Annotated in this window: 8 protein-coding genes; 7 read left to right on the plus strand and 1 reads right to left on the minus strand. The window is 62.8% G+C overall.

Translation table 11 applies throughout. From position 1 onward, the window contains the following. The first annotated feature begins 100 nt into the window (after window positions 1-100). From NGJ21_RS20675 to NGJ21_RS20705, 7 genes are all read left to right on the plus strand, one after another. Window positions 101-1,378 (plus strand): serine/threonine transporter, encoded by a 1,278-nt coding sequence (locus NGJ21_RS20675; RefSeq protein ID WP_251962596.1) that lies wholly within the window; start codon window positions 101-103, stop codon window positions 1,376-1,378. A gap of 168 nt (window positions 1,379-1,546) precedes the next feature. Continuing rightward, entirely contained in the window at window positions 1,547-2,047 is a 501-nt protein-coding gene (tpx, locus tag NGJ21_RS20680) for a thiol peroxidase (protein ID WP_039603773.1), read from the plus strand. A gap of 318 nt (window positions 2,048-2,365) precedes the next feature. Further along, the gene (locus NGJ21_RS20685) at window positions 2,366-3,658 is read left to right on the plus strand and encodes an MdtA/MuxA family multidrug efflux RND transporter periplasmic adaptor subunit (RefSeq protein ID WP_161872563.1); all 1,293 of its coding nucleotides are present in this window, start codon (window positions 2,366-2,368) and stop codon (window positions 3,656-3,658) included. Next, window positions 3,655-6,753 (plus strand): MdtB/MuxB family multidrug efflux RND transporter permease subunit, encoded by a 3,099-nt coding sequence (locus tag NGJ21_RS20690; RefSeq protein WP_237858525.1) that lies wholly within the window; start codon window positions 3,655-3,657, stop codon window positions 6,751-6,753. The genes NGJ21_RS20685 and NGJ21_RS20690 overlap by 4 nt, the downstream gene beginning before the upstream one ends. Next, complete coding sequence (locus NGJ21_RS20695) at window positions 6,750-9,857, plus strand: efflux RND transporter permease subunit (protein WP_046786090.1); 3,108 nt, start codon at window positions 6,750-6,752, stop codon at window positions 9,855-9,857. Before NGJ21_RS20690 ends, NGJ21_RS20695 begins: the two co-directional genes overlap by 4 nt. Further along, complete coding sequence (locus NGJ21_RS20700) at window positions 9,854-11,341, plus strand: efflux transporter outer membrane subunit (protein WP_119687091.1); 1,488 nt, start codon at window positions 9,854-9,856, stop codon at window positions 11,339-11,341. The genes NGJ21_RS20695 and NGJ21_RS20700 overlap by 4 nt, the downstream gene beginning before the upstream one ends. 257 nt (window positions 11,342-11,598) lie before the next feature. After that, entirely contained in the window at window positions 11,599-13,686 is a 2,088-nt protein-coding gene (locus NGJ21_RS20705) for a putative bifunctional diguanylate cyclase/phosphodiesterase (RefSeq protein WP_115274687.1), read from the plus strand. Here the strand turns inward: NGJ21_RS20705 and NGJ21_RS20710 are convergent. Next, window positions 13,683-13,943 carry a DUF1652 domain-containing protein gene (locus NGJ21_RS20710; protein ID WP_119687089.1) on the minus strand — a complete coding sequence of 87 codons (261 nt, stop codon included), beginning with the start codon at window positions 13,941-13,943 and terminating at the stop codon, window positions 13,683-13,685. The genes NGJ21_RS20705 and NGJ21_RS20710 overlap by 4 nt on opposite strands. Window positions 13,944-14,070: the final 127 nt, after the last annotated feature.

A 14,070-nucleotide genomic window follows, 5' to 3' on the forward strand; every position in this document is an offset into this window, starting at 1 on the left:
AGTGCACAATCGCGCCCCTCTTTTCTGGTTGGGGTGCTCGAAGCCTCTGTTTCGCCACTCCCAGCCCTGTTGCAGTCTTGCGAGTGGAGTTGCACCCGGAATGAACGAGCAGGCCCCAAGCGTTGAACAACGCTTCGAATCGACCCCGGCTGCCCTTGGCAGCTGGTCCCGTCATGACACTACCTGGATGCTGGGCCTGTTTGGCACCGCCATCGGTGCAGGTACCTTGTTCCTGCCGATCAACGCCGGCCTCGGTGGTTTTTGGCCGCTATTGATCCTCGCCGCACTGGCCTTCCCGATGACCTACTTCGCCCACCGCGGCCTGACCCGGTTCGTCCTGTCCGGGCGCAGTGGCGGGGATATCACCGAGGTGGTGCAAGAACATTTCGGCATCAAGGCCGGTGCACTGATCACCGTGCTGTACTTCTTCGCCATCTTCCCGATCCTGCTCATTTACAGCGTGGCGCTGACCAACACGGTCACCAGCTTCATGGAGCACCAGTTGCACATGACCCCGCCGCCGCGGGCGCTGTTGTCGTTCGTGCTGATCCTGGGCCTGCTGGCCATCGTGCGCTGCGGTGAGCAGGCCACGGTGAAGGTCATGAGCCTGCTGGTTTACCCGTTCATCGTCGCCCTGGCGCTGCTGGGCCTTTACCTGGTCCCGCACTGGACCGGGGGGATCCTCGACAGCGCTTCCCAGTTGCCATCGGGTTCGGCCTTCCTGCACACCGTGTGGCTGGCGATCCCGGTGATGGTGTTCTCGTTCAACCACTCGCCGATCATCTCGGCCTTCGCCGTGGACCAGAAGCGCCGGTATGGCGAACACGCCGACGAGCGCAGCGGCCAGATCCTGGCACGCGCGCACCTGCTGATGGTGGCCATGGTGCTGTTCTTCGTCTTCAGCTGCGTACTGACCCTCGACAGCGCTCAATTGGCTGAGGCCAAGGCGCAGAACCTGTCGATCCTGTCGTACCTGGCCAACCACTTCAGCAACCCGACGATCGCTTTCGCCGCGCCGCTGATCGCCTTCATCGCCATCGCCAAGTCGTTCCTGGGCCATTACATCGGTGCCAGCGAAGGCCTGAAGGGCATCATCGCCAAAACCGGTGCACGCCCGGGCGCCAAGGCGCTGGACCGTGTGGTTGCCGCGCTGATGCTGGTGGTGTGCTGGATCGTCGCCACCCTGAACCCGAGCATCCTGGGCATGATCGAGTCGCTGGGTGGCCCGATCATCGCCGTGCTGCTGTTCCTGATGCCGATGTACGCCATCCGCCGCGTGCCGTCGATGCGCAAGTACAGTGGCGCGCTGTCCAACGTCTTCGTAGTGGTGGTTGGCCTGGTCGCGCTGACTTCTGTGGTGTACGGCCTGTTGGGCTGATCCGTCGTTCGCTTTGAGAAATGTCCGGGCTGCTTGTAGCAACCCGGACATTTTTTTGTCCACAAAAACTGTCAGGCAATAGAACAATTTCACTGAACCCCATAGGCACCCGGCCGCCTTCATGCTTAACTCAGTGTCCTTTTCAAACCCCGCATAAGGATTTCGTCCATGGCTCAAGTGACTCTCAAAGGCAACCCGGTTCAGGTCAACGGCGAGCTGCCAAAAGCCGGTGCCCAGGCTCCGGCCTTCTCCCTGGTAGGTGAAGGCCTGGCCGACAAGTCGCTGAAGGACTTCGCCGGCAAGCGCAAGGTGCTGAACATCTTCCCAAGCGTCGATACCCCGACCTGCGCTACCTCGGTGCGCAAGTTCAACGCCCAGGCCAACGATGTGGCCAATACCGTGGTGCTGTGCATCTCTGCCGACCTGCCGTTCGCCCAGGCGCGCTTCTGCGGCGCCGAAGGCCTGGAGAACGTGAAGAACCTGTCGACCCTGCGTGGTCGCGAGTTCCTCGAAAACTACGGTGTTGCCATTGCCGACGGCCCGCTGGCCGGCCTGGCTGCCCGCGCCGTGGTGGTGCTGGACGAAAACGACAAGGTGCTGCACAGCGAGCTGGTAGGTGAAATCGCTGAAGAGCCGAACTATGACGCGGCACTGGCGGTGTTGAAGTAAAGAATGGTGCAGGGCTGATGCCAGTCAGTTGGGCTTGTCAGGGCCGCAAAGCGGCCCTAAATCGCTTAGCTGGCTGGCATTGAGCGTAACGAAGGCCTTTATCGAAGGTTTCGGCCTCGGAACTCTTCAGTACGCTGCCTCTCCAAGCAACACCCTGTAACGGCCCGGAACGCTTTCCGGGCCGTTTTCATTTAAAGTTCAGCCTCTTGGCAACGTCAGGCAAAGGTAAACCTCTGGTAAAGGGCCTTTGCTAAAAGAGTGCCAGTGCTTATCGTTCACCTTCCCAAGTCGTCATTCCGAACAAGGTTCGTTCAACCCATGCGAGTTTCCGTCTCCCGATCCCCTCGTCGCTGGCTCGTTGGCCTGCTGATCCTGCTGCTGGTGGCCCTGCTGGCCTGGTGGTTGTGGCCCGCTGCAACGCCTGCCCCAAAAGAAGCGGGCGGGGGGCGCCCGGGCAAGGGCATGGGCATCGGTATGGGCCGTCCCGGCTTCGGCGGCTCCACCGAAGCGGTGCCAGTGCGTGTGGAACCTGCACGGGTGGGCGACTTTCCGCTCTACTACAAGGCGCTTGGCACGGTTACCGCGACCAATACCGTCAACGTGCGTAGCCGTGTTGCCGGTGAGCTGGTGAAAATCCACTTCAAGGAGGGCCAGCAGGTCAAGGCTGGCGACTTGCTCGCCGAGATCGACCCGCGCGCCTACCGCATCGCGCTGCAGCAGGCCGAAGGCACGCTGGCGCAAAACCGGGCGCAGCTCAAGAACGCTCAAGTCGACCTGGCGCGCTATAAAGGCCTGTACGCCGAAGACAGCATCGCCAAACAGACGCTCGATACCTCCGAAGCCCAGGTGGCGCAGTTCCAGGGGCTGGTGAAAACCAACCAGGCTCAGGTCAATGATGCCCGCCTGAACCTTGATTTCACCCAGATCCGCGCGCCGATCAGTGGCCGGGTGGGCCTGCGTCAGCTCGACCTGGGCAACCTGGTGGCGGCCAATGACACTACCGCCCTGGTGGTCATCACCCAGACCGAACCGATCAGCGTTGCCTTCACCTTGCCGGAAACCGAGCTGACTACCGTGCTGGAACGTTACCGCAGCGGTGCCAGCCTGCCGGTCGAGGCCTGGGACCGCGGCGACAGCAAGCTGCAGTCCACTGGCGTGCTGGCCAGCATCGACAACCAGATAGACATCACCACCGGTACCCTGAAGTTCAAAGGCCGCTTCGAGAACAAGGACATGGCCCTGTTCCCCAACCAGTTCGTCAACGTGCGCCTGTTGGCCGACACCCTCAAGCAGGTCGTCATGGCACCGGCGGCGGCCATCCAGTTCGGCAACGACGGCACCTTCGCCTATGTCGTCACTGCCGACAACACGGTCAATGTGCGCAAGCTCAAGGTGGGCCCCAGTGACGGTGAGAACAGTGTGATCCTCGAAGGCCTCAAGGCCGGTGACCGCCTGGTGCTCGAAGGCACCGACCGCCTGCGCGAAGGTTCCAAGGTCGAAGTGGTCGAAGACAGCTCGCAAGTACCGGCCACCCCCGGCCAGCACCTGCAGGGGCAGGACGGCAAAGGCTCGGCCCAGACCGGTGAAACGGCAGGCAAGGCGGGCGCATGAACCTGTCGCGCCTGTTCATCCTTCGCCCGGTCGCCACCACGCTGAGCATGCTGGCCATCGTGCTGGCCGGCCTGATCGCGTACAAGCTGCTGCCGGTTTCGGCCTTGCCGCAGGTCGATTACCCGACCATCAGGGTCATGACCCTGTATCCGGGCGCCAGCCCGCAGGTGATGACCAGCGCCGTGACCGCGCCGCTCGAGCGCCAGTTCGGCCAGATGCCGGGCCTGACCCAGATGGCATCGACCAGTTCTGGCGGTGCCTCGGTGCTGACCCTGCGCTTCAGCCTGGACATGAACATGGACGTTGCCGAGCAGCAGGTACAGGCCGCGATCAACGCCGCCAGCAACCTGCTGCCCAGCGACCTGCCGGCACCACCTGTGTACAACAAGGTCAACCCTGCCGATACCCCGGTGTTGACCCTGGCCATTTCCAGCAAGACCATGCCGCTGCCCAAGCTCAACGACCTGGTCGACACCCGCGTGGCGCAGAAGCTCGCGCAGATCGGCGGCGTGGGCATGGTCAGCATCGCCGGTGGCCAGCGCCAGGCTGTGCGCATCAAGGTCAACGTCGATGCGTTGGCTGCCAATGGTCTGAACCTCGATGACGTGCGTACCCTGGTTGGCGCCTCCAACGTCAACCAGCCCAAGGGCAACTTCGATGGCCCGACCCGGGTGTCGATGCTCGATGCCAATGACCAGCTGCGTTCCCCCGAGGAGTACGCCAACCTGATCCTGGCGTACAACAACGGTGCGCCGCTGCGCCTGAAGGACGTCGCCGAAATCGTCGACGGAGCCGAGAACGAACGCCTCGCTGCCTGGGCCAACCAGAACCAGGCGGTACTGCTGAACATCCAGCGCCAGCCCGGTGCCAATGTCATCGAGGTGGTCGACCGCATCAAGGACCTGCTGCCGTCGATCACCGACAACCTGCCCGCCGGCCTCGAGGTGTCGGTGCTGACCGACCGCACCCAGACCATCCGCGCCGCGGTCAAGGATGTGCAGCACGAACTGCTGATCGCCATCGTCCTGGTGGTGATGGTGACCTTCGTCTTCCTGCGCCGCATCAGTGCCACCATCATCCCGTCGATTGCCGTGCCGCTGTCGCTGATCGGCACCTTCGGCGTGATGTACCTGGCCGGCTTCTCGATCAACAACCTGACTTTGATGGCCCTGACCATCGCCACCGGTTTTGTGGTCGATGACGCCATCGTCATGCTGGAGAACATCTCGCGGCACATCGAGGAGGGCGAAACGCCCATGCAGGCTGCGCTCAAGGGCGCGCGGCAGATCGGTTTCACCCTGATCTCCCTGACCTTCTCGCTGATTGCCGTGCTCATCCCGCTGCTGTTCATGGCCGATGTGGTGGGCCGGCTGTTCCGCGAATTCGCCATCACGCTGGCGGTGGCTATCCTGATTTCACTGGTGGTCTCGCTGACCCTGACACCCATGATGTGCGCACGCCTGCTCAAGCGTGAACCCAAAGAAGAAGAGCAAGGCCGTTTTTACCGAGCCAGTGGTGCCTGGATCGACTGGCTGATCGATTACTACGGCCGTGGCCTGCAATGGGTGCTCCGGCACCAGCCGCTGACCTTGCTGGTGGCGGTCGCCAGCCTGGCACTGACCGTTTTCCTGTACATGGTGGTGCCCAAGGGCTTCTTCCCGGTGCAGGACACCGGGGTGATCCAGGGTATCTCCGAAGCCCCGCAGTCCACCTCGTTCGCCGCCATGAGCGAACGCCAGCAGTCGCTGAGCACGATCATCCTGCAGGATCCGGCCGTGCAGAGCCTGTCGTCCTACATCGGCGTGGACGGTGACAATGCCACGCTCAACAGTGGCCGTCTGCTGATCAACCTCAAACCCCACGGCGAGCGCGACGTGACGGCCGGCGAGGTGATCAGCCGCTTGCAGCCTCAGCTCGACAAGCTGGTCGGCATCCGCCTGTTCATGCAGCCGGTGCAAGACCTGAGCATCGAGGATCGGGTCAGCCGCACGCAGTACCAGTTCAGCCTGTCCTCGCCCGACGCCGACCTGCTCGCGCAGTGGAGCGGCAAGCTGGTCAATGCGCTGCAACAGCGGCCGGAACTGCAGGATGTGGCCAGCGACCTTCAAGACAAGGGGCTGCAGGTGTACCTGGTGATCGACCGTGACATGGCCAGCCGCCTGGGCATCGATGTGTCGCAAATCACCAACGCCCTGTATGACGCCTTCGGCCAGCGGCAGATCTCGACCATCTATACCCAGGCCAGCCAGTACCGGGTGGTGCTGCAGTCGCGCGATGCAGCAAGCATCGGCCCACAGGCGCTGGAGTCGATCCACGTCAAGGCCAGTGACGGTGGTCAGGTACGCCTGTCGGCACTGGCGCGCATCGAGCAGCGCCAGGCGCAGCTGGCGATTTCACACATCGGCCAGTTCCCCGCGGTAATGATGTCGTTCAACCTGGCGCATGGTGCGTCGCTGGGCGAAGCAGTCAAGGTGATCGAGCAGGTACAGCAGGAAATCGGCATGCCCATCGGCGTGCAGACCCGCTTCCAGGGCGCTGCCGAGGCCTTCCAGGCGTCCCTGTCGAGCACCTTGCTGCTGATCCTTGCCGCCGTGGTGACCATGTACATCGTGCTCGGCGTGCTGTACGAGAGCTACATTCACCCGATCACCATCCTCTCGACCTTGCCGTCGGCGGCGGTCGGTGCCTTGCTGGCGTTGATCCTCAGCGGCAACGACCTGGGCATGATCGCCATCATTGGCATCATCCTGCTCATCGGCATCGTCAAGAAGAACGCGATCATGATGATCGACTTCGCCCTCGAGGCCGAGCGCAATCAAGGCATGAGCCCGCACGACGCGATCTACCAGGCGGCGCTGCTGCGTTTCCGGCCGATCCTGATGACCACCCTGGCTGCGCTGTTCGGCGCAGTACCGCTGATGCTGGCCACAGGTTCCGGTGCCGAGTTGCGCCAGCCGTTGGGGCTGGTCATGGTCGGCGGCTTGCTGGTAAGCCAGGTACTGACCCTGTTCACAACGCCGGTCATCTACCTGTACTTCGACCGCCTGGCACGGCGCTGGCGCCCGGCCGCTGACGCCAAGCAGGCCGAGGCATGAACCTGTCCGGCCCTTTCATTCGCCGGCCTGTAGCGACCATGCTGCTGAGCCTGGCAATCATGCTGCTTGGTGGCGTCAGCTTCGGCCTGCTGCCGGTTTCGCCGTTGCCGCAGATGGACTTCCCGGTGATCGTGGTTCAAGCCAACCTGGCTGGCGCCAGCCCCGAGGTGATGGCCTCCACGGTAGCCACGCCGCTGGAACGCAAGCTTGGCAGTATCGCCGGTGTCACCACCCTGACCAGTAGCTCCAACCAGGGCTCGACCCGGGTAATCATCGGCTTCGAGCAAGGCCGGGACATCGACGGCGCCGCGCGCGAGGTGCAGGCGGCGATCAACGCCACCCGCAACCTGCTGCCCAGCGGCATGCGCAGCATGCCGACCTACAAGAAACTCAACCCGTCACAGGCGCCGATCATGGTGCTTTCGCTGACCTCGGACGTGTTGCAGAAAGGCCAGTTGTACGATCTGGCTGACACCATCCTGTCGCAGAGCCTGGCTCAGGTAAGTGGGGTAGGGGAAGTACAGATCGGCGGCAGTTCGCTGCCGGCTGTGCGCATTTCCGTCGAGCCGCAACTGCTCAACCAGTACAGCCTGTCCCTGGACGAAGTGCGCACTGCGGTGGCCAACGCCAACCAGCGCCGGCCGATGGGTTTCGTCGAGGACAGCGAGCGCAACTGGCAGGTACGGGCCAACGACCAGCTGGAAAAAGCCAAGGATTACGAACCGATCGTGATCCGGCAGCAGAACGGTACGATACTGCGCCTGTCCGACGTGGCGACCATCACAGACAGCGTCGAGAACCGCTACAACAGCGGCTTTTTCAACGATCAGAGTGCCGTGCTGCTGGTGGTCAACCGTCAGATCGGCGCCAACATCATCGAGACCGTCGACCAGATCCACGCGCAGTTGCCGGCCCTGCAGTCGCTGCTGCCGGCCAGCGTGCAACTGAACGTGGCCATGGACCGTTCGCCGGTCATCAAGGCCACCCTCAAGGAAGCCGAGCACACACTGCTGATCGCCGTGGTGCTGGTGATCCTCGTGGTCTACCTGTTCCTCGGCAGCCTGCGCGCCTCGTTGATCCCCAGCCTGGCGGTACCGGTATCGCTGGTGGGGACCTTCGCGGTGATGTACCTGTGCGGTTTTTCGCTGAACAACCTGTCGCTGATGGCGTTGATCCTGGCCACAGGCCTGGTGGTGGACGATGCCATCGTGGTGCTGGAAAACATTTCGCGGCATATCGAGGACGGCCAGCCGCCGATGCGTGCGGCGTTCCTCGGCGCCAAGGAAGTCGGCTTCACCTTGCTGTCGATGAACGTCTCGCTGGTAGCGGTGTTCGTTTCGATCCTGTTCATGGGCGGCATCGTGCGCAACCTGTTCCAGGAGTTCTCGATTACCCTGGCGGCGGCGATCATCGTCTCGCTGGTGGTTTCGCTGACCCTCACCCCGATGCTCTGTGCCCGTTGGCTCAAGCCCCACCGCGCCGAACAGACGCGCCTGCAGCGCTGGAGCGACAATGTGCACAAGCGCATGGTCCAAGGTTACGATCGCAGCCTGAGTTGGGCCCTTCGCCACAAGCGCCTGACCTTGATCAGCCTGTTGGCGACCATCGGCCTGAACATCGTGCTGTATGTGGTCGTGCCGAAAACGCTGATCCCGCAGCAGGACACCGGCCAGCTGATGGGCTTCATCCGCGGTGACGACGGGCTGTCGTTCACCGTGATGCAGCCGAAGATGGAAATCTACCGCCGTGCCTTGCTGGCCGACCCGGCCGTGCAGAGTGTTGCCGGTTTCATTGGTGGCAACAGTGGTACCAACAACGCCATGGTGCTGGTGCGCCTGAAGCCGATCAGCGAGCGCAAGATCGATGCGCAGCAGGTCATCGAGCGTTTGCGCAAGGAAATGCCCAAGGTCCCTGGCGGACGGCTGTTCCTGATGGCTGACCAGGACCTGCAGCTGGGCGGCGGTGGCCGTGACCAGACCTCGTCGCAGTACCTGTACACCCTGCAGAGCGGCGATCTGGCAGCGTTGCGCCAGTGGTTCCCCAAGGTGGTCGCAGCCATGCGCGCGCTGCCCGAGCTGACCGCCATCGATGCTCGCGACGGCTCCGGTACCCAGCAGGTGACACTGGTAGTCGATCGCGACCAGGCCAAGCGCCTGGGTATCGACATGGACATGGTCACCACCGTTCTGAACAACGCTTACAGTCAACGGCAGATCTCGACCATCTACGACAGCCTCAACCAGTACCAGGTGGTGCTGGAAATCAACCCGAAATACGCCTGGGACCCAAGCAGCCTGGAGCAGGTGCAGGTGATCACCAGTGACGGGGCGCGTGTGCCCTTGTCGACCATCGCCCATTACGAGAACAGCCTGGCAAACGACCGGGTCAGCCATGAGGGCCAGTTCGCTGCCGAAGACATCGCCTTCGACGTTGCCGAAGGCTACAGCCCCGACCAGGCCATGGCGGCGGTGGAGCGGGCGGTGGCCAAGCTGGGCCTGCCCGAGGAGGTGATTGCCAAGCTGGGCGGCACGGCAGACGCCTTCGCCAAGACCCAGCAGGGCCAGCCGTTCATGATTCTTGGCGCGTTGGTGCTGGTGTATCTGGTGCTGGGCATACTGTATGAAAGCTACATTCACCCGCTGACCATCCTTTCGACCTTGCCTTCGGCTGGCGTCGGTGCCTTGCTTGCGCTCTATGTCACCGGGGGCGAATTCAGCCTGATATCCCTGCTGGGCCTGTTCCTGCTGATTGGCGTGGTGAAGAAGAACGCCATCCTGATGATCGACCTGGCGCTGCAACTGGAGCGCCATCAGGGGCTGACACCGGAAGAGTCGATCCGCCGTGCCTGCCTGCTGCGCCTGCGGCCGATCCTGATGACCACGCTGGCGGCCATGCTCGGCGCCTTGCCACTGCTGCTCAGCCGCGCCGAGGGTGCGGAAATGCGCCAACCGCTGGGCCTGACCATCATTGGCGGCCTGGTCTTCAGCCAAGTCCTGACCCTGTATACGACGCCGGTGGTGTACCTGTACCTCGACCGCCTGCGCCACCGATTCAACCATTGGCGCGGCGTGCGCACCGATGCCGCTCTGGATACCCCGCTATGAATTTTGCCCAGTCCCCACTCCACCGCGCCCTGCAACTGCTGACCCGCGGGCGTGGCTCACGCCTGGTCGGTGCCGGTCTGTGTGCGGCGCTGCTAAGCGCCTGTACCCTGAGCCCGGACTACCATCGTCCGGAGCTGAGCACACCGGCGCAGTTCAAACAGGCCGAGGGCTGGACCCAGGCCAATCCGTCCGATGCCATCGCCCGTGGCGCCTGGTGGGAAATCTATGGTGACGCGGGGCTCAACGCTCTGGTCGAGGAGCTCAACCGCAGCAACCAGAGTGTGGCGCAGGCCGAAGCCCAGTACCGCCAGGCCCAAGCGCTGGTGCGCAGCAGCCGTGCGTCGTTGTTCCCAAGCCTGGACCTGACCACCAGCAAGAACCGCTCGGCCCAGGGCACAGGCAGTTCGAGCTCCAGCCTTTCCAACAACAGCAGCGGTATTCGCAACACTTACAACGCGCAGCTTGGGGTGAGCTGGGAAATCGACCTGTGGGGCAAGTTGCGCGAGACCATGAACGCCAACGAGGCCAGTGCTCAAGCGAGCTTCGCCGACCTCGCCGCGATCCGCCTCAGCCAGCAGTCTGAGCTGGTGCAGAATTACCTGCAGTTGCGCGTAATCGATGAGCAGAAGCGCCTGCTGGAAGCCACCGTCGCGACGTATGAACGTTCGTTGCGCATGACCGAGAACCAGTACCGTGCAGGCGTCTCCGGCCCCGACGCAGTGGCCCAGGCACGTACCCAGCTCAAGACTACCCAAGCCGACCTGATAGATCTGGTCTGGCAGCGTGCGCAGTTCGAAAACGCCATTGCCGTGCTACTGGGCAAGGCACCCGCCGAGTTTGCCCTCGCCGACAGCAAAAGCATCCCGGCCTTGCCGCAGATTCCGGTAAGCCTGCCGTCGCAATTGCTGGAGCGCCGCCCGGACATCGCTTCGGCCGAGCGCAACGTGATGGCGGCCAACGCCAACATCGGCGTGGCACGGGCCGCCTATTTCCCTGACTTGAGCCTGAGCATGAGCGGTGGTTATTCCAGCAGTACCTTCAATGACTGGATTCAGTTGCCCAATCGTTACTGGTCGGTAGGGCCGCAACTGGCGCTGACACTCTTCGATGCCGGCAAGCGCAGCGCCGAGGTTGACCGCACTGTCGCGGTATACGACCAGACCGTGGCGCAGTACCGCCAGACCGTGCTCGACGGCTTCAAGGAGGTCGAGAATTACCTGGTGCAACTCAAGGTTTACGGCGAAGAGGCGCTCGTGCGCCAGGAAGCTCTGGATGCCGCGCGTGAGTCGTTGCGCCTGACCGACAACCAGTACAGGGCCGGGCTGATCGGCTATCTGGACGTGGTCAATGTACAGACCACGGCGCTGAGCAATGAGCGCAGTGTGTTGAACCTGTTACAGGGGCGTCTGGTGGCCAGTGTGCAGCTGATCGCTGCGTTGGGCGGCGGCTGGGATGCCGGGCAAGCGTTTGCCAGTCAGGAGTGAAGGCGCGGTCTAGTGTCGAAAAAATGCCCGCTCAGGCATGAGCCAACACCTTTTTTCACCTGCCCTTCAGGCGCGACAAAAGCCGACCAATGGCAATTTGATGTCAGTGGTTCGCCGGGGGGCTCTATCGCGGGGCTGGTGGACTCTCGCAGATAATTACAGATCCATTTGAGCGCTCAGAAATCCCGTGCGTTTCGCCAAAGCTTGAGTACAATCGTCGGCTTTTTCGGGCCCCTGTCCCGTCGCTGGAACTCTCAATGCTGACCGGTAGTTACTCTGCTTCGCTGGTGCTGATTTCACTGTGCGTGGCCATCCTAGCCTCCTATACCGCCCTCGACCTGACCGGCCGCATCGCTACCGCCCAGGGCAGGGCGGTGCACCTGTGGATGGGCGGTGGGGCGCTGGCGATGGGTACCGGCGTCTGGTCGATGCACTTCATCGGCATGCTCGCCTTCAGCCTGCCGGTCGAACTGGGCTATGACATTGGCCTGACCGCCTTCTCATTACTGATCGCCGTGCTGTCTTCGGGGTTTGCCCTATGGCTGGTTAGCCAACCGAGCCTGCCGTGGCTGCAACTGGTGTTTGGCGCGCTCTTCATGGGTGCTGGCATCAGTTGCATGCATTACACCGGCATGGCGGCGTTGCGTATGCTGCCGGGCATTGACTACGACCCAACGCTGTTCGGTGCCTCGTTGGCGATCGCGGTGGGCGCTTCGGCGGCAGCGTTGTGGATAGCCTTCCGGCTGCGTCAGCATACCCCTTACGTTCGCCAGATCCGCGGACTGGCGGCTGTGCTGATGGGCGTCGCCATCGTCGGCATGCACTACACCGGCATGGCCGCAGCCAACTTCCCCCAAGGCAGTTTCTGCGGCGCGCTGGCAGGCGGGTTGCAAGGTGATGGGCTGGTCTATCTGGTTCTGATCACTACCCTGGCGGTGCTCGCAGTGGCCTTGCTGACCTCGGTGCTCGATGCTCGCCTGGAGGCACGCACTGCGGAGCTTGCGCGTTCGCTGACCCTCGCCAACCAGGAACTCACCCAGCTGGCGCTGCATGACACGCTGACCGGCCTGCCCAACCGCACGCTGCTTTCTGACCGTATCGAACAGGCGATCGGCAAGGTGGCGGAGCAGGGCGGCTGTTTTGCGCTGATGTTCATCGACCTGGACGGCTTCAAACCGGTCAATGATGCGTTTGGTCACCATGTGGGCGACCTGCTGCTCAAGGCAGTGGCAACACGCTTGCGCGGCCACTTGCACAGCCAGGACACATTGGCGCGCATTGGCGGTGATGAGTTTGTGTTGTTGGTGGAACTGCAGGAGCCCGCGGATGCCATGGATGTGGCAGCCAAACAGGTCAACCTGGTGTCGCGGGCGTTCCGCGTGGCCGAGCATGACCTGCAATTGACGGCGAGTCTGGGCATTGTCCTGTACCCGGGTAATGGCCAAGACCAGCTGGAGTTGCTGCGCAACGCGGATGCTGCCATGTATCACGCCAAGAGCGCCGGCAAGAATGGCTACAGCTTCTTCGATGCTTCCATGAACAGCAACGCCCGCCAGCAGCTGCAGCTGCTGCAGGACCTGCGCATGGCCCTGGAGCAACGCCAGTTCCGCCTGCATTACCAGCCCAAGTTCGCCGCGCAGGCTTGCCAGCCGATCGGCGCTGAGGCCTTGTTGCGCTGGCAGCATCCGCAGCACGGGCTGCTGCTGCCGGACCGCTTCATTGGCCTGGCGGAAAAAACCGGCCTGATCATCCCGATTGGCGAATGGGTGCTGGACGAGGCCTGCCGGCAGATGCGCCAGTGGCTTGATCAGGGGTATGAAAACTGGCGCATGGCGGTCAACTTGTCCGCGATCCAGTTCTGCCATGCCGGCCTGGTTGACAGCGTTGCCCGCGCCCTGCGCGAGAACGGTTTGCCGGCCAACCGCCTGACGCTGGAAATCACCGAAACGACGGCAATGCACGATGCCGATGCCAGCCTGGCAGTCTTGCAGCGCCTGTCCGATATGGGCGTGGACCTGTCCATCGATGACTTTGGTACCGGCTACTCGAGCCTGATGTACCTCAAGCGCTTACCCGCCAATGAGCTGAAGATCGACCGAGGTTTCGTCCGTGACCTGGAGCAGGACAGCGACGATGCAGCCATTGTTTCGGCCATCGTTGCATTGGGCCAGGCGTTGGGCTTGCGTATTGTTGCCGAGGGCGTGGAGACCGGCGGGCAGCAGGATTTCCTGACCCGTCTGGGCTGTGATTCGCTACAGGGTTACCTGCTGGGCCAGCCGGTACCGGCCGAGCAGTTCATGGGGACATTGCAGGTATTGCGCAAAAGCCCCGAGGCGGTCGCCTAGCTGGCGTCACGCAGGGCGAGAACCGGTAAGAAAGCATCCATTTCAGCTTCTACCGCCTCAATGATACGTTCGACATCGGCTGCCGCCATTATCGCAGTGCAGGGGATGCCAGCGATCGCCAGCAAGGTTTCGCCCGTGGCACGGTCGAACAGGCGGGCGATCATGCTGCGTGGCGCATCCATGGTGGCCTCGAAGCCCAGCGGGTGGAAGTGCCAGCGCATCACCTGGCAGGCGTTGGGGAACGTCATCTTGTTCATGCCAGCCTCCTTGTCCGTACCCGGACGCGGTGAACGGGGCGCCGCGAGCGCGGCCGTCGGGAAACTAAAGATAGCATCCGTCAGGCCGCTGTTCTGCCGAAAAAACGATAAATGCACCTACGCTTGA

Source organism: Pseudomonas sp. Marseille-Q5299 (assembly GCF_943737035.1).
Lineage (GTDB): Bacteria > Pseudomonadota > Gammaproteobacteria > Pseudomonadales > Pseudomonadaceae > Aquipseudomonas > Aquipseudomonas putida_E.